General features: G+C 71.4%; 13 protein-coding genes. 10 read left to right on the top strand and 3 right to left on the bottom strand.

Features of this window, described 5'->3' with window-relative positions; genetic code table 11:
- Positions 1-36: 36 nt before the first annotated feature.
- The 6 genes from ACZ4IF_RS03470 to holA all read left to right on the top strand — a co-directional run bounded on the left by ACZ4IF_RS03470 (position 37) and on the right by holA (position 7,173).
- The gene (locus tag ACZ4IF_RS03470) at positions 37-882 is read left to right on the top strand and encodes a DegV family protein (protein ID WP_467559139.1); all 846 of its coding nucleotides are present in this window, start codon (positions 37-39) and stop codon (positions 880-882) included.
- Positions 883-1,163: 281 nt separating this feature from the next.
- Positions 1,164-2,345 carry a ComEA family DNA-binding protein gene (locus ACZ4IF_RS03465; protein WP_467559137.1) on the top strand — a complete coding sequence of 394 codons (1,182 nt, stop codon included), beginning with the start codon at positions 1,164-1,166 and terminating at the stop codon, positions 2,343-2,345.
- Positions 2,346-2,359: 14 nt separating this feature from the next.
- Positions 2,360-4,933, top strand: coding sequence for a ComEC/Rec2 family competence protein (locus ACZ4IF_RS03460; RefSeq protein WP_467559942.1), 2,574 nt, complete (start codon positions 2,360-2,362; stop codon positions 4,931-4,933).
- A 4-nt stretch (positions 4,934-4,937) separates the two neighbouring features.
- Complete coding sequence (locus tag ACZ4IF_RS03455; RefSeq protein ID WP_467559135.1) at positions 4,938-5,768, top strand: arylamine N-acetyltransferase family protein; 831 nt, start codon at positions 4,938-4,940, stop codon at positions 5,766-5,768.
- Positions 5,769-5,870: 102 nt separating this feature from the next.
- On the top strand, positions 5,871-6,116 hold the full coding sequence (locus ACZ4IF_RS03450; protein ID WP_467559133.1) for a hypothetical protein: 246 nt from the start codon (positions 5,871-5,873) through the stop codon (positions 6,114-6,116).
- Positions 6,117-6,186: 70 nt separating this feature from the next.
- A complete protein-coding gene (holA, locus tag ACZ4IF_RS03445) occupies positions 6,187-7,173 on the top strand; it encodes a DNA polymerase III subunit delta (protein ID WP_467559131.1) in 987 nt (328 codons plus the stop codon).
- A 547-nt stretch (positions 7,174-7,720) separates the two neighbouring features.
- On the opposite strand, the gene rpsT is transcribed toward holA, so the two are convergent.
- The gene (gene rpsT, locus ACZ4IF_RS03440) at positions 7,721-7,987 is read right to left on the bottom strand and encodes a 30S ribosomal protein S20 (RefSeq protein WP_028802556.1); all 267 of its coding nucleotides are present in this window, start codon (positions 7,985-7,987) and stop codon (positions 7,721-7,723) included.
- 513 nt (positions 7,988-8,500) lie between these two features.
- On the opposite strand from rpsT, the gene lepA reads away from it, so the two are divergent.
- Both lepA and ACZ4IF_RS03430 read left to right on the top strand, forming a co-directional pair.
- Positions 8,501-10,369: a translation elongation factor 4 gene (gene lepA / locus ACZ4IF_RS03435; RefSeq protein WP_467559129.1), complete on the top strand. Its 1,869-nt coding sequence runs from the start codon at positions 8,501-8,503 to the stop codon at positions 10,367-10,369.
- A gap of 277 nt (positions 10,370-10,646) precedes the next feature.
- On the top strand, positions 10,647-12,521 hold the full coding sequence (locus tag ACZ4IF_RS03430; RefSeq protein WP_467559127.1) for an AMP-dependent synthetase/ligase: 1,875 nt from the start codon (positions 10,647-10,649) through the stop codon (positions 12,519-12,521).
- A gap of 112 nt (positions 12,522-12,633) precedes the next feature.
- Here ACZ4IF_RS03430 and ACZ4IF_RS03425 read toward each other — a convergent pair whose 3' ends face one another.
- Both ACZ4IF_RS03425 and ACZ4IF_RS03420 read right to left on the bottom strand, forming a co-directional pair.
- Positions 12,634-13,218: a response regulator gene (locus tag ACZ4IF_RS03425; RefSeq protein WP_467559125.1), complete on the bottom strand. Its 585-nt coding sequence runs from the start codon at positions 13,216-13,218 to the stop codon at positions 12,634-12,636.
- Between the two features lie 12 nt (positions 13,219-13,230).
- Positions 13,231-17,499 carry a HAMP domain-containing protein gene (locus ACZ4IF_RS03420; RefSeq protein ID WP_467559123.1) on the bottom strand — a complete coding sequence of 1,423 codons (4,269 nt, stop codon included), beginning with the start codon at positions 17,497-17,499 and terminating at the stop codon, positions 13,231-13,233.
- A 103-nt stretch (positions 17,500-17,602) separates the two neighbouring features.
- On the opposite strand from ACZ4IF_RS03420, the gene ACZ4IF_RS03415 reads away from it, so the two are divergent.
- Both ACZ4IF_RS03415 and hemW read left to right on the top strand, forming a co-directional pair.
- Positions 17,603-19,762, top strand: a complete 2,160-nt coding sequence (locus ACZ4IF_RS03415; protein WP_467559121.1) for a SpoIIE family protein phosphatase — start codon at positions 17,603-17,605, stop codon at positions 19,760-19,762.
- Positions 19,763-20,057: 295 nt separating this feature from the next.
- Positions 20,058-21,290: a radical SAM family heme chaperone HemW gene (hemW, locus tag ACZ4IF_RS03410; RefSeq protein ID WP_467559119.1), complete on the top strand. Its 1,233-nt coding sequence runs from the start codon at positions 20,058-20,060 to the stop codon at positions 21,288-21,290.
- Positions 21,291-21,294: the final 4 nt, after the last annotated feature.

The following is a 21,294-nucleotide window of genomic DNA, read 5'->3' as shown; positions in this document are numbered from 1 at the left end:
TGCCGCCCGGCCACGCCGACAGGTAACCTCCAGCTCATGTCCCGCCATGTCGCGATCGTCACCGATTCAACGGCCTACCTGCCGCCGCGGACGATGGAGCGCCACGGCATCACAGCGGTGCCCCTGACCGTGGTCCTCGGCGACCAGGCACTCGAAGAGGGCACCGAGATCTCGGCCCGCGCCCTGGCCCAGGCGCTGCAGAAGCGCCGTTCCGTCACCACGTCCCGGCCCAGCCCCGAGGTCTTCGCCAAGGCCTATCGCAAGGTCGCCGAATCGGGCGCCACCGGCATCGTCTCCCTCCATCTGTCCGCGGAGCTGTCCGGCACGTACGACGCGGCGGTCCTCGCGGCACGGGAGGCTCCGGTGCCCGTGCGTGTGGTGGACACCGGGATGATCGCGATGGCGCTCGGCTTCTGCGCCCTCGCCGCGGCCGAGTCCGCCGAGGCGGGCGGCACGGTCGACGAGGCGGTCACCGCCGCCGAGAAGCGGGCCGCGGGCACCTCGGCCTACTTCTACGTAGACACCCTCGACTACCTGCGCCGCGGCGGCCGGATCGGAGCGGCCCAGGCGCTGCTGGGTTCCGCGCTCGCGGTGAAGCCGTTGCTGCGCCTGGACGACGGCCGCATCGAACCCCTGGAGAAGGTGCGGACGGCGTCCAAGGCGATCGCCCGGCTGGAGGAGATCGTGGCCGAGCGCGCGGGCGGCGCCCAGGTCGACATCGCCGTTCATCACCTGGCCGCCCCCGAGAAGGCGTCGGCACTCGCGGACCGCCTGCGCGAGCGGGTCCCGGGGCTCGCGGATCTTCACGTCAGCGAGGTGGGCGCGGTGATCGGGGCGCACACGGGCCCTGGACTGCTCGGGGCGGTCGTCTCTCCTCGGTGAGAGGGGCGACCGCGGGCCGTGGGTGACCGCCGCCGTCATGCGCCGCGAACCGGGCGCGCTGGGCGGGCCGTGTGGTCCGCGTGCGGTGGTGGATGCCGTCCGCAGTTCGTCCAGCCTCGCGTGTGGGGGTGGACGCCGTCGGCAGCCTGTGCGGCGTCGCGTGTGGCGATGGACGCCGTCCGCGGCTCGTTCGAGTGACGGAGTTATCCACAACTGTGTGGTAATCCACTGGAATTGAGCAAGATCATCGCGAGAGCGGTGTCATGCCGGATTCTCGTCGCATGGCACTTCGATCACGCACACGCACAGCCACACCGACCAGCGGCCCCGGACGCGGGCCCTCTTCCGACGGCCGCGACGGCCATCGACGCAGGCATCCGCGAAGCCGCGCCCTGCGCCGCGAGGCGTCCGCAGAGGCGCTCCGGCTGCGCGCCGAGGCGCTCTTCACCACAAGGCCCGTGGAGCGTCGGGAGTTGGGGCACGGACCGCCGAGGGTGGACCACACGGCGAGGGATGTGGACGAGCCCGCCGCCGGGCTCACCGTGGCGAGAGTCGCGGCTCTTACAGCCCCGCGCACGGGTGCAGATCTGCACGAGGAAGCCGACCTGTGCGAAGAGGCCGACCTTCAGGGGAGCGCCGCCCAGAAGAAGCGCGCCGACCTGCGTGCAGGCGCCGTGCGGGAGGAGGACACCGCTTCGGACGTGCCGGAGCGGGCAGCCTGGCGGTACCGGGCGGGACTCGCCGTGCGGGAGCGGCTGCCGTTGTGGTTGCAGCCGAGGTGCGGTCTCGAGCGCAGGAGCCTGGCCGCCCTCACGGTGGTACTGGTGGTCGCTGCGGTCCTCGCCGTGCAGCACTTCTGGACCGGCCGGACCCAGTCGGTCCGCGCTCCCGAGGTGGTGCGGGCAGCGGCTCCCTACGGCGACGAAGAGGGACGGAGCGGGGAGCAGGGGAAAACGGTGACGGGCCCCGATGCCTCGACGGGAGCGCCGACTCCCGTCGGTGCCGCCGGGAGCGGGATCGTCGTGGACGTCGGCGGAAAGGTACGCAGCCCCGGTCTGCAACGGCTGCCGGCCGGTTCCCGGGTCGAGGACGCGCTTCGTGCCGCGGGCGGAGTGCGGCCGGGCACGGACACCGACGCGCTCAACCGCGCGCGACTGCTCGTGGACGGCGAACAGATCGTGGTCGGTGGACGGGCCCCCGTGACGGGGCTCGGCACGGGGGATTCGGGCCCGGCAGGAGCGGGCGGATCCGTCGCCGGGGCCGCACCCTCCGCTCCGGTCGCCCTCAACACAGCCACCGTGGACCAACTCGACGGGCTCCCCGGCGTCGGTCCCGTCCTCGCCCGGCACATCATCGACTACCGCACCCAGCACGGAGGCTTCCGCTCCGTCGACGAACTGCGAGAGGTGAACGGGATCGGCGATCGTCGCTTCGCGGACCTGCGGAATCTGGTGCGGCCATGAGCGGGCCGCCACCGATGGTGCCGGGGGGCACGGTGGAGGGCCGGCTCGACGGCGCGGCGAGCCGACGAGCCGTGCACGTCGCCTCGGGGAAGCGCCTCGGTGCCGCCAACCCGCGGGAAGAGGGCCCGACGGATCTCCGCCTCGTGCCGCCGGCCCTGGCGGTCTGGGCGACCGCGGCCGTGACGGTGGCCGCCCCGCCCGGCTGGGCGGCGGGTGTGGTCGTCGTCTCCCTTCTCGCGGGCCTCGCGCTGCTGCTGACCGAGTGGAGGCGCTCCCGCACCGCACCCGGAGACGGGGAACGGCCTGCGCGTTCCTGGCGGCGGGTCTCCGCGGCGGCCGTCCTGCTCTGCGTCGCCGCGGCTGCGGCCTCGGCGGGGTTGCACGGAGCGGACCAGCGACGCGGCCCCGTGCCCGAACTGGCAAGGCGATTCGCCCACGTGACCGTGGAGCTGGAGGTCACGTCCGATCCCCGGCTCACCCGGCCACGGATCAAGGGGGACCACATGGCACCCACGGCCGTGCTGCTCGACGCGGAGGTCAGGCGCGTCACACGGTCGGACGGCACGGTGGTCGCCACGCGGACCCCCGTACTCGTGATCGTCGACGCGCGTTCGGCGAGGGGCTCACCCCGGACCGGTGACGGCTCGTCCTGGCTGTCCCTGCTGCCGTCCACGCGGCTGCGCGTGTCGGGGCGACTCGTGCCGGCGCTGTCGGACGGTGACGACACCGCGGCCGTGCTGCGCGTGCCGGAACGCGCGCGGCCGGAGGTCGTGGGAGAACCATCGGGGCCGCAGCGGTTCGCCGGACGTCTGCGCGAGGGGCTGCGGAAGGCCACCGACGGGCTGGACACGGACGCACGGGCACTGCTGCCGGGGCTGGTGGTCGGAGACACGTCCCACGTCACGGCAGAGCTGGACGACGCCTTCAAGGCGACCGATCTCACGCACCTCCTGGCAGTCAGCGGCGGCAACTTCACCATCCTGCTGGCCCTGTTCATCGGCCCGCCCGGGCTGGCCCGGCGTGCCGAGCGGCGCGGCCTGGCGCGCTTGATCGGTGTGCCTCTCAGAGCGACCGCGCTGCTCGGCGGAGCGCTCACGCTCGCCTTCGTGATCGTGTGCCGACCGGACCCGAGTGTGCTGCGGGCAGCGGCCTGCGGATCGATCGCACTGCTCGCCGTCGCGACCGGCCGCCGCAGATCGCTGATCCCCGCGCTGGCCACGGCCGTCCTGCTGCTGGTGCTGTACGACCCCTGGCTCGCGCGGAGTTACGGCTTCCTGCTCTCCGTCCTGGCGACCGGCGCCCTGCTCACGCTCGCACCGCGCTGGAGTGCCGCTCTCCGGATGCGTCGTGTGCCGCCACGCCCGGCCGAGGCGCTCGCCGCAGCCGCCGCGGCTCAGGCGGTGTGCGCGCCGGTCGTCGCGCTCCTGTCGGCCCGGGTGAGCCTGGTGGCCGTGCCGTGCAATCTCCTCGCGGAGTTCGCGGTCGCGCCGGCGACGGTGCTGGGGTTCGCGACACTGGCGACGGCCTCCGTGGCGATGCCGGTCGCCGAGGCCTTCGCGTGGTCGGCGGGTTGGCCGGCCGGATGGATCGCGGACATCGCCCGAACAGGCGCGGCCCTGCCCGGCGGGGGAGTGGACTGGCCGGACGACTGGACGGGGGCCGTGCTGCTCGCCCTGGCCACGGTCGTCGTTGTGAACGCCTGTCGGCGGCTCGTGGGACATCCATGGCTGAGCGGCGCCTTCGTGCTGCTGTTCCTGCTGCTCGTGGTCCAGCCGCCTCCGCTCACCAGGGTCATCACGGGATGGCCGCCGCCGGGCTGGCGGTTCGCGATGTGCGACGTGGGGCAGGGGGACGCCACGGTGCTCGCGACGGGCGACGGCAGCGCGGTCGTGGTGGACGCAGGACCCGATCCGGTGCTCGTCGACCGGTGCCTGAGTGCCCTCGGCGTCACCCGGATTCCGCTCGTCGTGCTGACCCACTTCCATGCCGACCATGTGGCGGGGCTGCCGGGCGTGCTGCGCGGGCGTTCGGTGGGCGCGATCGAGACGACGGGTCTGGAAGAGCCACCGGACCAGGCGGAGTTCGTGCGGAGGGAGGCTGCGGCACGGCACGTCCCGGTGACGCGGGCGGCGGCCGGGGAGCGGCGGCGCACCGGAAGCCTGGACTGGCAGGTGCTGTGGCCGCTCCCTGCTTCGGCCTCCGGCCCAGCCCCGCTCCCGGACGGCCCGAACGACGCGAGCGTGGCCCTGCTGGCGCGTTCCGGAGGACTGAGGCTGCTGCTTCTCGGCGACCTCGAACCTCCCGCGCAGCAGGCCCTGTTGAGGACACCGGCGGCTGCCGAGCTCGGCCGGGTGGACGTGCTCAAGGTCGCCCACCACGGATCGGCCTACCAGGACCCGGACCTCGTACGCAGGGTCGCCCCGCGGCTCGCGCTGATCTCTTGTGGCAGGGACAACCCGTACGGACATCCGGCTCCGAGCACCGTCGCGGCGCTGCGGGCGGCGGGCGCGGTGGTGTTGCGCACCGACGAGGACGGGGCGCTGGCGGTCGTGGGTGCGGGCGGAGCGCTGAGCGTGGCGAGAGACTGAACTCATGAACTCCGCACAGGCCGACGCCTACCTCCGCCGGATCGGGGCCCAGCACCCCGCGTGGCCCACGTCCGATGTACTGCGCGAGCTCCAGTTGCGCCATCTGGAGACGGTGCCGTTCGAGAACCTGTCGATCCACCTCGCAGAGGAGATCGTGCTGGAGGAGCGGCGGCTGCTGGACAAGCTGGTCGGCGCGCACAGGGGCGGCTTCTGCTACGAACTGAACGGCGCGTTCGGGGCGTTGCTGGGGGCCCTGGGCTTCGACGTGACCCTGCTCGCGGCGCGGGTGTACGGGAAGGAGGGGATGCTCGGGATTCCGTACGACCACCTCGCGCTGCGGGTGCGGACGGTGGACGGGGGCGACTGGCTGACCGATGTCGGCTTCGGGGCGCACAGCCACTACCCGCTGGCCTTCGGCGGCAGAGGGGAGCAGAAGGACCCGGGCGGCACGTTCCGGATCGTCGAGTCGGGTCCGGACACCGCCGGTGTGCGGGGACCCGGCACGAGCCGGGAGGACAGCGACCTCGACGTCGTCCGGGACGGCAAGGCGCAGTACCGCATGGAGGTGCGGCCGAGGGTGCTCAAGGACTTCGTCGTCGGCGCGTGGTGGCACAGCACCTCCCCGGAGTCGCATTTCGCGCGGTCGCTCGTCTGCTCACGGGTCACGGAGGAGGGCGGAAGGATCACGCTCAGCGGCCGCAAGTTCACGGTGACGACGGCCGACGGGGCGAAGGAGGTCCTGGAGCTGGCGACGGACGAGGAGGTACTGGACACCTATAGGAAGCGCTTCGGGATCGAGTTGGAGCGGGTGCCCGAGGTGCGGGCGCGGGCGTAGCGCGGAGGGTGGGGAGCCGTCGCGGCGCGGGCGGCGCGCGGGGCGGTGCCGGGATCTCGGCCCCCGGCGCGGGCGGCGTCGGGCGTATCGGAAAATGTCCACGTGAGTGATGTGAGACATGTGCTGGTACTGCCCGACCGCGACGCGGCGGAAGAGGCGGCCGAGGCACTCGGTGACCGGTTCCCCCTCGATGAGGAGCCGCAGCTCGTCCGGGACGCGCTGGCAGGCGAGGACGATGCCGAGGACGCCCAGTGGCTGGTCGTCCTGACGGACCCGGAGGAGCAGCTCGACCCCAAGGAGCTGGACGAGTTCGCGGGGGAGTGGGACGGCTGGCGCGAGGAGCCGTGACCCGCTCGTGGCTCCGGGCGGAGTGCCCGCACGGCACGTGATGTCAGTGCCGCGTGGGATGCTTTCGGTGATGGCCAGGAAGACAGCTCAAGACGACCCTCTCGCCCCCGTCACGCTCGCGGTGGGCCAGGAGGATCTCCTGCTCGACCGTGCCGTGCAGGAGGTGGTGGCCGCCGCTCGGGCCGCCGACGCCGACACGGACGTACGCGACCTCACCCCGGACCAGTTGCAGCCCGGCACGCTCGCCGAGCTGACGAGCCCGTCGCTCTTCTCCGAGCGCAAGGTCGTGGTCGTACGCAATGCGCAGGATCTCTCGGCCGACACGGTCAAGGACGTGAAGGGGTATCTGGGGGCTCCGGCCGAGGAGATCACCCTCGTGCTGCTGCACGCGGGTGGGGCCAAGGGCAAGGGACTGCTCGACGCCGCGCGCAAGGCGGGGGCGCGGGAGGTGGCGTGCCCCAAGATGACGAAGCCGGCGGACCGGCTGGCGTTCGTGCGGGGCGAGTTCCGTGCGCTCGGGAGGTCGGCGACGCCGGAGGCGTGCCAGACACTCGTCGACGCCATCGGCAGCGACCTGAGGGAGTTGGCCTCCGCGGTGTCCCAGTTGACCGCGGACGTCGAGGGGACCATCGACGAGGCGATCGTCGGGCGGTACTACACGGGACGGGCCGAGGCGTCGAGTTTCACCGTGGCCGACCGGGCCGTGGCGGGACGGGCCGCGGAGGCGTTGGAGGCGCTGCGGTGGTCCCTGGCGACCGGGGTGGCGCCCGTGATGATCACCAGCGCGCTGGCGCAGGGGGTGCGGGCGATCGGGAAGCTGTCGTCCGCACGGGGCGGCAGGCCGGCCGACCTGGCGCGCGAGCTGGGGATGCCGCCGTGGAAGATCGACCGGGTGCGGCAGCAGATGCGGGGCTGGACTCCGGACGGAGTCGCCGTCGCGCTGCGGGCCGTCGCCGAGGCCGACGCGGGAGTCAAGGGCGGTGGGGACGACCCCGAGTACGCGCTGGAGAAGGCGGTCGTGGCGATCGCCCGAGCGGCTCGGTCCGGCCGGGGCTAGGCGGTTTCGTTCGGATCGGCTCGGGTCCGCGGCGTCCGGCACGGCACCTCGCCGCGTTGTCGGATCACCCGGGTACGCCCGGTACGCGGGTGATCCTCCGCCTTGTGATGCACGGCACCGGACGCCGCGGCCCGATCCGAGCCGATCCGAACGAAACCGCCTAACCGTCCGGGCTGCCGAGCCCCCCGGTGTGCCCAGCCCTTGAGGCAGCCACGCTGCCTTGAATCGGTTGCCGCGCGCCGGGCCGACGCGGCGGGTGCGGTCCGGCGTCTGCTCCGCGAGGCCGAGGACCAGAGGCCGAGGACCAGAGGCCGAGGACCAGAGGCCGAGGGGCATGGGAGTCACTCCGGTACACCGAAGGCCCCGTCCGCTTCCTGGGGAAGGAAGAAGCACGAGGCCTTCGGTTCAAGCTGCTGGATCCACGCCCGCGTGGCGAACGCAGGCCGCGCGTGGATCCGGGGTGTCGGACGGGAGCGGATGAGAGAGGGCCCGCTCTGGTCCGGCCGACGGTCAAGTCAGGGGTTGAGCCCTAAGGGGCTCAGCCGACTCAGCCCTTGAGGGAGGCGACCTTCGAAGCAAGCGCCGACTTCTTGTTGGCGGCCTGGTTCTTGTGGATGACGCCCTTCGAGACGGCCTTGTCGAGCTGGCGCGACGCGGCGCGCGTGTACTCGGTGGCCTTCTCGACGTCACCCGCGGCAGCGGCCTCGCGGGCCTTGCGGATCGCGGTCTTCAGGGAAGACTTGACGGCCTTGTTGCGCAGCCGGGCCTTCTCGTTGGTCTTGATCCGCTTGATCTGGGACTTGATGTTCGCCACGAAATGAGCCTTTACAGGTTCTGGTGCACGGGACAGCACGTCTCGCACGCCGTTTGATTTCCTTGAGGTGTGCCTCCTGCAGAGAGGGCATGAGACACAGCCACCCAGGCTACCAGTCGCCCCGCGACCGCCCCAAACCGGTCGTCGCCTCCTCGCGCGGGACCGTTCACGCCGTTCGTTCCCGCGTTCGCCTCGTCCCGGGCCTGCGCCCACAGGCCGCCGACCCCGGTCCCCGGGTGGCCTTCGCACCTCAGGCCGCGAGCCACCCCGATCGACCCGCCCCGGCCGCCCGCCCCATCGACCACCGATCGCCGCTGCCGCCCACGCCCGCCCTTCGCACCGCTCCCCGAAAACCCGCCGCGACCCCTGTGACGGCCCGCCTCACCCCCGAAACCCGCCGTCGGCATCCACTCATGCGGCCCAAACCGGTCGCAGGTCCCCACGCGTGGGACCATGGAACCTACGTATCGATCCGACCCGAGGCGACAGGCGCCTCAAGAGACAGGACCCTGCGTGCCCGCGACCCCTAACAATGTGCCCGAGCCGAGCCGTACCGCCCCGGCTCTGATCCGCAATTTCTGCATCATCGCGCACATCGACCACGGCAAGTCCACGCTCGCCGACCGCATGCTCCAGCTGACCGGGGTGGTCGAGCAGCGGCAGATGCGCGCTCAGTACCTCGACCGCATGGACATCGAGCGCGAGCGCGGCATCACGATCAAGTCCCAGGCGGTCCGGCTGCCCTGGGCCCCGACCGAGGACCCGGGCAACACCCACATCCTCAACATGATCGACACCCCCGGGCACGTGGACTTCACGTACGAGGTGTCGCGGTCGCTGGCCGCCTGCGAGGGGACCATCCTCCTCGTCGACGCCGCCCAGGGCATCGAGGCCCAGACCCTCGCCAACCTCTACCTGGCGATGGAGAACGACCTCACCATCATTCCGGTGCTCAACAAGATCGACCTGCCGGCCGCCCAGCCCGAGAAGTTCGCCGAGGAGCTGGCCAACCTGGTCGGCTGCGACCCCGACGACGTGCTCCGGGTCTCCGCCAAGACCGGCATGGGCGTCGAGGCGCTGCTGGACAAGGTCGTCGTCGAGATCCCGGCCCCGGTCGGTGTCGCCGACGCTCCCGCCCGCGCGATGATCTTCGACTCCGTGTACGACTCGTACCGGGGTGTCGTCACCTATGTGCGTGTCATCGACGGCCAGCTCAACAAGCGTGAGCGCATCCGGATGATGTCCACGGGCGCGACGCACGAGCTGCTGGAGATCGGGACCAACTCGCCCGAGATGCTGCCGGCCGACGGGCTCGGTGTCGGTGAGGTGGGTTACCTCATCACCGGTGTGAAGGACGTCCGTCAGTCCAAGGTCGGTGACACGATCACCACCCTGCACAAGGGTGCGACCGTGCCGCTCGGCGGTTACAAGGACCCCAAGCCCATGGTCTTCTCCGGGCTGTATCCGCTGGACGGGTCCGACTACCCCGAGCTGCGCGACGCTCTCGACAAGCTGCAGCTCAACGACGCCGCGCTGGTCTACGAGCCGGAGACCTCGGCGGCGCTGGGCTTCGGCTTCCGTGTCGGCTTCCTCGGCCTGCTGCACCTCGACGTGATCCGTGAGCGGCTGGAGCGCGAGTTCGGGCTGGACCTGATCGCGACCGCGCCCAACGTGGTCTACCGGGTCGTGATGGAGGACCGCAGCGAGCACACCGTCACCAACCCGAGCGAGTTCCCCGAGGGCAAGATCGACGAGGTGTACGAGCCCGTCGTGCGCGCCACGATCCTCGCGCCCTCCGAGTTCATCGGCTCGATCATGGAGCTGTGCCAGACCCGTCGGGGCACGCTGCTCGGCATGGACTACCTCTCCGAGGACCGCGTCGAGATCCGCTACACCCTGCCGCTCGCGGAGATCGTCTTCGACTTCTTCGACCAGCTGAAGTCCAAGACCCGCGGCTACGCCTCGCTCGACTACGAGCCCACCGGCGAGCAGGCGTCCAGCCTCGTGAAGGTCGACATCCTGCTGCACGGCGACAAGGTCGACGCGTTCTCGGCGATCACGCACAAGGACCAGGCGTACGCGTACGGTGTGCGGCTCGTCGCCAAGCTGCGCGAGCTGATCCCCCGGCAGGCCTTCGAGGTGCCCGTCCAGGCGGCCATCGGCTCCCGGGTCATCGCCCGCGAGACCATCCGCGCGATCCGCAAGGACGTGCTGGCCAAGTGCTACGGCGGTGACATCTCCCGTAAGCGGAAGCTGCTGGAGAAGCAGAAGGAAGGCAAGAAGCGGATGAAGATGGTGGGCTCTGTGGAGGTTCCGCAAGAGGCCTTCATCGCCGTCCTGTCCAGCGACGACAGCGGTGGTTCGGCCAAGGGCAAGAAGTAGCCACCTGTTACCCCCGGAAACTGGGGCACAATGCGGGCTCGTCGCGCTTCGGCGCGGCGAGCCCGTACGCGTGCGTAGGTTCGCTCTCTGTAGGAAGTGACAGTCCGCCGCCTCTTACGCACTGGCCGGACGCGCTTTACTCTGATCTCTGCTCGATGGTTACTCGCGAGTTAAACAACAGCCGCAACCAGCCAGCCGCACAGCAGCAGTCGGCAGTCAGCAGCCAACAGTCGGTCGAGCCAAGACGCACGCACTGTCGCGGGCCCCGGAGGATGTCGTGAGCGACACACAGACCCTGATCGAGAACCGTCCGCCGTCCGTGGCGGCCCTCTTCCTGGAGCGCGTGGTGGCCACGCCGGACGCCGAGGCGTACCGCTATCCGGTGCCGCCTGCGTCGGGCGAGGGCGCGGACGACTGGAAGTCGCTGAGCTGGGGGCAGGCCGCCGAGCGCGTCTTCGCCATCGCGGCCGGTCTGATCGAACTGGGCGTGCAGCCGGAGCAGCGCGTCGCGCTGGCCTCCTCGACGCGGGTCGAGTGGATCCTCGCCGACCTGGGCATCCTGTGCGCGGGCGCGGCCACGACGACCATCTACCCGCAGACCAACGCCGAGGAGTCGGCGTTCATCCTCTCGGACTCCGGAAGCCGGGTCCTGATCGCTGAGGACGCCGCCCAGCTCGCCAAGGCGCAGGAGAAGCGTGCCGAGCTGCCCGAGCTGACCCATGTGGTCGTCGTCGACGCGGCCGGGGTCGAGACCGGTGACGGGGTCCTCTCGCTCGCCGAGCTGGAGGCCCGTGGCGCCGCGTACCTGGAGAAGCACCCCGAACTGATCAAGGAGCGCGTCGGCGCGATCACCGCCGACCAGCTCGCCACCCTGATCTACACCTCGGGCACCACGGGCCGTCCCAAGGGTGTCCGTCTGCCGCACGACAACTGGGCGTACATGGCGAAGGCCATCTCGGCGACCGGGCTGGTCGGCCAGGACGACGTGCAGTACCTGTGGCTCCCGCTCGCGCACGTCTTCGGCAAGGTGCTCACCTCCGGCCAGATCGAGGTCGGGCACGTCACCGCCGTCGACGGCCGCGTGGACAAGATCATCGAGAATCTGCCGGTCGTGCAGCCGACCTACATGGCGGCCGTCCCGCGCATCTTCGAGAAGGTCTACAACGGGGTCGCGGCCAAGGCGCGGGCCGGCGGCGGCGCCAAGTACAAGATCTTCCAGTGGGCGTCCGAGGTCTCCCGCGAGTACGCGAAGGTCAGCCAGGACAACTTCCGCCGCACCGGCACCGCTTCCGTGCCCTTCGCGCTCGGCGCCAAGCACAAGGTGGCCGACACGCTCGTCTTCGCCAAGATCCGTGAGGCGTTCGGCGGCAACCTGCGGGCCTGCGTCTCCGGTTCCGCCGCGCTCGCGCCCGAGATCGGCTACTTCTTCGCCGGTGCCGGCATCCACATCCTGGAGGGGTACGGCCTCACGGAGTCCTCCGCCGCCTCCTTCGTGAACCCCGGCGAGGCGTACCGCACCGGCACGGTCGGCAAGCCGCTGCCCGGCACCGAGGTGCGCATCGCGGACGACGGCGAGATCCTGCTGCGCGGCCCCGGCATCATGGAGGGTTACCACGGGCTGCCGGAGAAGACGGCCGAGGTCCTGGAGTCGGACGGCTGGTTCCACACGGGCGACATCGGTGAGCTGTCGCCGGACGGCTACCTGCGCATCACGGACCGCAAGAAGGACCTCATCAAGACGTCCGGCGGCAAGTACATCGCGCCCGCCGAGGTCGAGGGCCAGTTCAAGGCCGTCTGCCCGTACGTCTCCAACATCCTCGTCCACGGCGCGGACCGGAACTTCTGCACCGCGCTCATCGCCCTCGACGAGCCGTCCATCCTGGGGTGGGCGAAGGAGAACGGCCTGGACGGCAAGTCCTACGCCGAGATCGTCGCGGCGCCCGCCACCGTCGCCCTCGTCGAGGGCTACGTCAAGGAACTGAACGGGGGTCTCCAGCGGTGGCAGACCATCAAGAAGTTCCGGCTGCTGCCCCGTGACCTCGACGTCGAGCACGGCGAGATCACTCCGAGCCTCAAGCTCAAGCGTCCGGTCGTCGAGCGCGAGTACAAGCACCTGATCGACGAGATGTACGCGGGCACGCGCGAGGCCTAGTCCCGCCGCCCGGCCCCGGTACGGGGGCTCCGCCGCACGGCGAGCCCCCGTACCGTCGCCTGTCGCCCGCGCGCCTGGCCGGCGGCGGACGCCCCGGTGCCCGCCGTCCGCCTCACACACCCCGTCCCCGGCGCATCGCCCGGACCAGGTCCTGCACCTGGCGGACCTGGTCGAGCAGTTCCGGTAGGTCTTGGTGGTCGCCGGCGGCCATGTGGCGCTCGATGCTCCGCAGACGGTCGGCGAGGTCGTCGAAGTGCTCCTGTTCGTGCGCGAGCATGCGCTCCAGTTGCTGGTTCTTGCGGTGCAGATCGAGGAAGACGCTGACCTTGGCCCGCAGGACCCAGGGGTCGAAGGGCTTCGTCAGATAGTCGGCGGCTCCGGTCGCGTATCCGCGGAAGGCGTAGCCCGCGTCGGCGTCGGTGCCGGTCAGGAAGATGATCGGGACGTCCTTGGTCTGGTCGAGCCGCTTGATGTTCGTGGCGGTCTCGAAGCCGTCCATGCCCGGCATCCGGATGTCGAGCAGGACGACGGCGAACCGCTGCCGCAGCAGTGCCTTCATCGCCTCCTCGCCGGAACGCGCCCGCACCAGCGGCTCGTTGAGGGACCCCAGGACGGCCTCCAGCGCGATCAGGTTGTCCTCCATGTCGTCGACGAGGAGGATGCTGGCGCGCTCGCCGGTCGTTGCCTCAGCGCTCATGGTGACGGGGCCTCACTCGGTTGTCGGCGGGACGGCGGGCTCACCCCGGGGACCCGGAGCCGGCGCGACGGCACCGCCTGCGGCGTCCTCGACCCGGACGCCCGCACTCTCCCGGGCGTCCGGGTCCTCCGGTTTCTCCGCGCTCGGCGGCCCGGCCCCGCCCTCCGGGGAGCCGGCCCCCTCCAGGGCCGCCGTGTCCACGCTCCCGGCGTCCGTGTCGCTGCCCTCCGGGTCGAGGAGGGCGCAGACGACGGTGAGGAGCCGGTCGACGTCCACCGGCTTCGGCACGTAGTCGTTGGCGCCCCGCGCGATGGACTTCTCGCGGTCGCCGGGCATGGCCTTCGCGGTCAGCGCGACGATGGGCAGGCCCGTCCAGCGGGGGGTGCGGCGGATCGCGGAGATCGTCTCGTAACCGTCCATCTCCGGCATCATGATGTCCATCAGGACGAGTTCGACGTCGGGGTTGCGTTCCAGGGTCTCGATGCCCTCCCGGCCGTTCTCCGCGTACAGGACCGGCATGCCCACGCGGCCCAGGACATGGGTGAGCGCGAAGACGTTGCGGATGTCGTCGTCCACGATCAGCACGCGCCGCCCGGGCAGGACCTGGCCCGCCCGGCCGGATTTCCAGGCCTCCAGCTTCGTGGGCGTCGGCCAGGTGTCGTCCGTATCGTGGGCGGGGTACGGCTCGCTGGACAGCTGCTCGGGCACCGGTACCGCTCGGTCCTCGGGCACCGGGCCGGTCGCCGTGTGTCCGGGGCTCACCACGGGGACGTACAGCGTGAAGGTGGACCCCGTGCCCGGCTTGCTCTCGGCGATGATCCGGCCGCCGAGCAGGCCCGCGATCTCCCGGCTGATGGACAGGCCGAGACCCGTGCCGCCGTACTTGCGGTTGGTGGTGCCGTCGGCCTGCTGGAACGCCTCGAAGATCACCGGGAGTTTCTCCGCGGCGATGCCGATGCCGGTGTCGGACACCGCGAAGGCGATCACGTCGTCGCTGTGCTCGCGGGTGAAGATGTGCCCCGGGTCCTTGAGGCGGCTGACGCGCAGTTCGACCCGGCCGGTGGCGGTGAACTTGATCGCGTTGGAGAGCAGGTTGCGCAGGATCTGCTGGAGCCGCTGTTCGTCGGAGTACATCTCGCGCGGTACGTCCTCGCCGACCGTCACCTCGAAGGCGAGCCCCCGGTCGAGGGTGAGCGGGCGGAAGGTCGCGTGGACGTAGTCGAGCAGCTTGATGAGGGGCAGCTTCTTGGGCCGTACGTCCATGCGGCCGGCCTCGATCTTCGACAGGTCGAGGATGTCGTTGATGAGCTGCAGCAGGTCGGACCCGGAGCGGTGGATCGTGGTCGCGAACTGCACCTCCTGGTCGGAGAGATGCCCGTCGGGGTTGTCGGACAGCAGCCGCGCCAGGATGAGCAGCGAGTTGAGCGGGGTGCGCAGCTCGTGCGACATGTTCGCCAGGAACTCGGACTTGTACTGCGAACTCGTCGCGAGCAGCGCGGCCTTCTCCTCCAGCTCGGCGTTCGAACGCTGCAACTCGGCCTGCTGCGACTGGAGTTCGTCCGAGCGGTCCTGCAGCTGCACGGCCAGCCGCTGGGACTCGCCGAGCAGCGACTCGGTGCGCGAGTTGGCGATGATGGTGTTGATGGCGACGCCGATGGTGTTCACGAACTGGTCGAAGAAGGCCAGGTGGACGTCGGAGAAGCGGGAGAAGGACGCCAGCTCGATCACGCCGAGCAGCGTGTCCTCGAACAGGATCGGGATGATGACGACGCTGGCGGGCGCGGCCTCCCCCAGACCGCTGTTGATCTTGATGTAGTCCGGCGGAGCCTCCTCCACCAGGATCCGCTTCTTCTCGCGCGCCGCCTGCCGTACGAGCCCGTGCACGGGCATGCCGCCCGTGTCGACGGTCGCGCCCTGCGCCGAGCCGTAGCCGGCGATGAAGGCGAGTCCCTTGGCCGGGACGGCCGTGCGCAGCGAGGTCCCGTCCTCCTCCGGGTCGGCGAGGAAGAAGGCGCCGTACTGCGCGTTCACCAGGGGGGTCAGCTCGCGCAGAATCAGGTCCGCGACCTCCATCAGGTCGCGGTGGCCCTGCATCAGCGCGGCGAGCCGGGCGAGGTTGGACTCCAGCCAGTCCTTCGCGCGCGTGGTCTCGCGCAGGTTGGCCACCATCAGATTGATGTTGTCCTTCAGCTCGGCGACCTCGCCCTGTGTCTCCACGGTGATGGAGCGGGACATGTCGCCCTGGGCGACCGCGGACGCCACCTCGGCGATGGCGCGGACCTGGGTGGTGAGGTTGGAGGCGAGCTCGTTCACGTTCGTCGTGAGGCGCTTCCAGGTGCCGTACACACCCTCCACCCGGGCCTGGCCGCCCAGTTGGCCCTCGGAGCCCACCTCGCGGGCCACGCGGGTGACCTCCGAGGAGAAGGACGAGAGGGTGTCGACCATCGTGTTGATGGTCGTCTTCAGTTCGAGGATCTCGCCGCGGGCGTCCACGTCGATCTTCTTCGAGAGGTCGCCCTGGGCGACCGCGGTGGCGACCTGGGCGATGTTGCGGACCTGTGAGGTCAGGTTGTCGGCCATGTAGTTGACGTTGTCGGTCAGGTCCCGCCAGACACCCGACACACCGAGCACCTGGGCGCGTCCGCCGAGCCGCCCGTCGGTGCCGACCTCGCGGGCCACGCGGGTGACCTCGTCGGCGAAGGCGCGCAGCTGCTCCACCATCGTGTTGACGGTGTCCTTCAGCTCCAGGATCTCGCCGCGCGCGTCGACGGTGATCTTCTTCGACAGGTCGCCGTTGGCGACGGCCGTGGTCACCTGGGCGATGTTGCGGACCTGCGAAGTCAGGTTCAGCGCCATGAAGTTGACGTTGTCGGTGAGGTCCTTCCAGACGCCGGAGACGCCGCGCACCTGCGCCTGGCCGCCGAGGTTGCCTTCCGTGCCGACCTCGCGGGCGACGCGGGTGACCTCGTCGGCGAAGGCGGAGAGCTGGTCGACCATCGTGTTGATCGTGGACTTCAGCTCCAGGATCTCGCCCTTCGCCTCCACCGTGATCTTCTTGCCGAGGTCGCCCTGGGCCACGGCCGTGGAGACGAGGGCGATGTTGCGGACCTGTGAGGTCAGGTTGTCCGCCATGAAGTTGACGTTGTCGGTGAGGTCCTTCCAGACGCCGGAGACGCCCCGGACCTGGGCTCGGCCGCCGAGGTTGCCCTCGGTGCCGACCTCGCGGGCGACGCGGGTGACCTCGTCGGCGAAGGCGGAGAGCTGGTCGACCATCGTGTTGATCGTCGACTTGAGCTCCAGGATCTCGCCCTGCGCGTCGACGGTGATCTTCTGGCTCAGGTCGCCGTTGGCGACGGCCGTGGTCACCTGGGCGATGTTGCGGACCTGCGAGGTCAGGTTCGAGGCCATGAAGTTGACGTTGTCGGTGAGGTCCTTCCAGACCCCGGACACGCCGCGCACCTGCGCGCGCCCGCCGAGTTGCCCCTCCGTGCCGACCTCGCGGGCGACGCGGGTGACCTCGTCGGCGAACGCGGAGAGCTGGTCGACCATCGTGTTCACGGTCAGCTTCAGTTCGAGCAGCTCACCGGTCGCCTCGACGGTGACCGTACGGGTCAGGTCGCCGCGCGCCACCGCCGTGGTGACCAGCGCGATGTCCCGCACCTGCGCCGTCAGCCGGGACGCCATCGTGTTGACCGCCTCGGTCACGTCCCGCCAACTCCCGGACAGCCCGGTCACCTTGGCGCGTCCGCCGAGCCGGCCCTCGGTGCCCACCTCGCGGGCGACCCGGGTGACCTCGCCGGTGAACAGCGACAGCTGGTCGACCATCTTGTTGACGGCGCGTCCCAGCCGGCGCAGATCGCCCCGGAGTTGGCGATTGCCGTCGTGCAGGTCGACCCGCTGGGTCAGATCGCCGCCGGCCACCGCGTCGAGAACCCGCGTCGCGTTCGCCGCGGGCGCGACCAGGGCGTCGAGCAGCTGGTTCACGTCGTTGACGCGAGTCGTCCAGTTGCCCTGGCCCGGACTCGCGGACAGGCGCTCGTCGAGCCGGCCGTGGCGCACCAGCTCCCGACGGACCCGCTGCACCTCGGAGTTGAAGTGGGTGCTGCGGTCCATGATCTGGTTGAAGACGGTGCTCAGCTCGGCCACCAGGCCATGGCCCGTCTCCGGTACCTTGCCGAAATCGCCGTCCCGCGCGGCGGTCATCGCGGCGAGCAGAGGACGCAGATCCGATGCTCGAATCTGTCCGTCTTCGAGCACTTGCATACCACTGTTCTCACTCATGGCGGCCCACTTCGGTAACTCGGCGCTTATGGGCGTGGTCAGTCTGTCACCCTGTCCGCATCGGCTGAGGCGTATTCGTCCGAACTGCTCAGGGAGCCGCACAGTGGGGGCCATTCCGACGCAACGGGAGTTCATGGTGCGTGCCCCTGACGCGCCTGCGCACCACCGCGCCGGTCAGGACGTCGTGGCGCGCACCTCGCTGCCCGGCACCCCACTGGCCTCGGGGACCGCCCGCAGGTTCCTGCGCGACACCCTGGCCGAATGGATCGAACTCGCCCTGCCCGGAGCCGCGATGATCGACGAGAGGCTCACCGGCGACGCCCTGCTGATCGTCAGTGAACTCGTCACCAACGCGGTCGTGCACGCGGGCACCGACGTCGGCCTGCTGTGCCGCCTCGAACGTCCCGCGGACGCACTGCCCGGCCCCCTGGTCGTCGAGGTCTCCGACCACCACCCCTCGCGAGGTCTGCGCGACGAGAGTGTCGAACGGCCCTGCGGGACACCGGAGTACGGGCGGGGCCTGCGACTCGTCTCCGCGCTCTCCGAGGCCTGGGGGATCACCTACCGCCCCGGCACGAAGACCGTGTGGGCGCGCATCCCGCTCGACGGCCGCACGGGCGGCGACGGCCTGTCGCAGGACGGCCTGTTCTCCGGCACCGGCCCGGCACCGGACCTCAGGGGTACCGCGGAGGCGACGGAGCAGCCGGACGCGACGAGGAAGCCGGACGCCGCGGAGCGGGCGGACGCGGCGACAGGGCCGCACACCGCGAGGACGGCGAACGGCGTGGGGACCGCGGACGCCGGGCACGGCGGCGGGAGCACGGCGCCCGTGCGGCACGGGGAGACGACACGGACGTACGCCGGTGAGCGGGGCCCGAAGCCCGACCCGGGGACCGGCGTCACGCCCGGCCCCGAGATACGCGCACCCGAACCCGGCCGCGACGCCCAGCCCGACCAGGACTGGCTCAACCGGGGAGCCCTCTCCTTCCTCGCCGAGGCCTCCGACCTGCTCGCCGGCCAGCTCGACGAGGACCTGGTCGCCGCGCTCGCCGGACAGCTCCTGGTACCCCGCCTCGCCGACTGGTGCGCGGTGTGGCTGGAGGACGAGGCCACCGACCGGGCCGGCGGACTCGGTCTCGCCCTGGGGCCCCGGCTCGCCCGCGTCTGGCACGGCAGCGAGAACCGCATCGAGGAGCTGCGCCTCGCCCTGGAGAAGGACCCGCCGCGGCTTCCGGACGCGGTGCGCTCCCGAGCCGTGCCGGTGCCCTGGCCCGGCGAGGCCCTGGGCACCCCCGGGGCGAGCGGGGCGGCGCTCGCGTACCGGCTGATCGCGGGTGGCCGGCCGCTCGGCACGCTCGTCATCGGACGGTCCGGAGCGGCCGAGTTCCCCGACGAGGTCACCGGGCTCGTCGAGGACCTCAGCCGCCGTGTCGCCCTCGCCATCGGAGCGGCCCGCCAGTACGCGCGCCAGGCCACCATCAGCCGGGTCCTCCAGCGCGGTCTGCTGCCCGGAGCGGTCGCCGAGATCCCCGGCGTGCGCAGCGCCCTGGTGTACGAGCCGCTCGACAAGGGCGGGCCCAGCGGCGACTTCTACGACCTGTTCCCGGCCGGCGACGGCCGCTGGTGCTTCGCCGTCGGCGACGTCCAGGGCAAGGGGCCCGAGGCCGCCGTGGTGATCGGGCTGGCCCGGCCGTGGCTGCGGTTGCTGGCCCGTGAGGGCTACCACGTCGCGGACGTCCTCGACCGGCTCAATCAGCTCCTGCTCGACGACGCGACGGAGGCGGCGGACGCGGCGGCCCGGGCGCTCGTGGCCGCGGGCGGGCCCGGGCTCGGCGCGGACCTCGGCCCGCAGACACGCTTCCTGTCCATGCTCTACGGCGAGCTCGTCCCCTTCGACGGCGGGGTGCGCTGCACGCTGGCGTCCGCCGGGCATCCGCTGCCGCTGCTGCTGGGGCCCGACGGGGATGTACGGGAGGTGGCCCGGCCGCAGACCCTGCTCGGTGTCGTCGAGGACGCCGCGTACACCTCCGAGACCTTCGAGCTGCACCCCGGCGACAGCCTGCTGTGCGTCACGGACGGGGTGACGGAGCGGCGCAGCGGTGCCAGCCAGTTCGACGACGACGACGGTCTGGCAGAGGCTCTCGCGGGGTGTGCGGGGCTGACCGCGGAGCTGATCGCGGAACGTATCCGCAGGCTGGTGCACGAGTTCGGGACGGGGCCTTCGGAGGACGACATGGCGCTGCTCGTGCTTCAGGCCGAGTAGTCCCTGGCCGTCCCCGGGGGCTCCGCCCCCGGCCCCCTGATCGGCCTGGACGGCCTCGTCACCGGGTGGTGTGTGCGGGGGCGCTGTCGAGCTCCCCTGATCGGCCTGGACGGCCTCGTCCGCAAGCGCCGGACGGGCTGTTGCCTCTCCGTCGGCGGGTGGGCTGGAGCGTCCCCGTCGCCGGGTGGGCTGAGGCGTCCTCGCCGTGGGTGGGATGCCGAGCACCCGTGCGTGCGGAGCCCGCCGCCCGCGGACCGGAATCCGGAACCCCCGGCCGTGCTGGACAATGGAACGCATGCCTTCCGCACTTCCCGACGGTGAGCCCGTCCCCGACGACGGGGCGTTGCCCGCGCATGCCCTGGCCGGGGCGGCCGAGCGGCCCCTCGGGTTCTACCTGCACGTCCCGTACTGCGCGACCCGCTGCGGCTACTGCGACTTCAACACGTACACGGCGACCGAGCTGCGGGGCACCGGAGGCGTGCTCGCCTCCCGGGACAACTACGCGTCGACGCTGATCGACGAGGTCCGACTCGCCCGCAAGGTGCTCGGCGACGACCCGCGCCCGGTGCGCACGGTCTTCGTGGGCGGCGGCACGCCCACCCTGCTGGCCGCCGACGACCTCGTGCGGATGCTGGGGGCGATCCGCGACGAGTTCGGGCTCGCGGACGACGCGGAGATCACCACGGAGGCGAACCCGGAGTCGGTCGGCCCGGAGTACCTGGCGACCCTGCGCGCCGGGGGCTTCAACCGGATCTCCTTCGGCATGCAGAGCGCCCGGCAGCACGTGCTGAAGGTGCTCGACCGCACGCACACCCCCGGCCGCCCCGAGGCCTGCGTCGCCGAGGCGCGCGCGGCGGGCTTCGAGCACGTGAACCTCGACCTGATCTACGGCACCCCGGGGGAGTCCGACGACGACTGGCGCGCCTCGCTCGACGCGGCGCTCGGCGCCGGGCCCGACCACGTCTCCGCGTACGCCCTGATCGTCGAGGAGGGCACCCAGCTCGCCCGCCGCATCCGCCGCGGCGAGGTCCCGATGACGGACGACGACGTGCACGCGGACCGGTATCTCATCGCGGACGAGGTGATGTCGGCGGCGGGCTTCGAGTGGTACGAGGTGTCGAACTGGGCCACCTCCGAGGCCGGTCGCTGCCTGCACAACGAGCTGTACTGGCGCGGCGCCGACTGGTGGGGCGCGGGCCCCGGCGCCCACAGCCACGTCGGCGGCGTCCGCTGGTGGAACGTGAAGCACCCGGGGGCGTACGCGGCGGCGCTGGCCGGCGGCAGGTCACCGGGGGCCGGGCGCGAGCTCCTCGCCGACGAGGACCGCCGCGTCGAGCGGATCCTGCTCGAACTGCGGCTGCGCGAGGGCTGCCCGCTGTCCCTGCTGCGCCCCGACGGCCTCGCGGCCTCCCGCCGGGCCCTGTCCGACGGGCTCCTCGAAGCCGGTCCGTACGAGGACGGCCGGGCGGTGCTCACGCTGCGCGGGCGGCTGCTCGCGGACGCTGTCGTCAGGGATCTGGTGGACTGAACAA

Source organism: Streptomyces sp. NPDC025784, assembly GCF_055558435.1.
The sequence above is the reverse complement of the archived record's forward strand: the minus strand, read 5'-3'. Positions and strand labels throughout refer to the sequence as shown.

Bases quoted from the DNA above. Each gene is read 5' to 3' on its own strand.
- ACZ4IF_RS03425 (WP_467559125.1), bottom strand. From the start codon at position 13,218: ATGAGCGCTGAGGCAACGACCGGCGAGCGCGCCAGCATCCTCCTCGTC.
- holA (WP_467559131.1), top strand. From the start codon at position 6,187: ATGGCCAGGAAGACAGCTCAAGACGACCCTCTCGCCCCCGTCACGCTC.
- ACZ4IF_RS03420 (WP_467559123.1), bottom strand. From the start codon at position 17,499: ATGAGTGAGAACAGTGGTATGCAAGTGCTCGAAGACGGACAGATTCGA.
- ACZ4IF_RS03470 (WP_467559139.1), top strand. From the start codon at position 37: ATGTCCCGCCATGTCGCGATCGTCACCGATTCAACGGCCTACCTGCCG.
- ACZ4IF_RS03465 (WP_467559137.1), top strand. From the start codon at position 1,164: ATGGCACTTCGATCACGCACACGCACAGCCACACCGACCAGCGGCCCC.
- hemW (WP_467559119.1), top strand. From the start codon at position 20,058: ATGCCTTCCGCACTTCCCGACGGTGAGCCCGTCCCCGACGACGGGGCG.
- ACZ4IF_RS03460 (WP_467559942.1), top strand. From the start codon at position 2,360: ATGGTGCCGGGGGGCACGGTGGAGGGCCGGCTCGACGGCGCGGCGAGC.
- ACZ4IF_RS03455 (WP_467559135.1), top strand. From the start codon at position 4,938: ATGAACTCCGCACAGGCCGACGCCTACCTCCGCCGGATCGGGGCCCAG.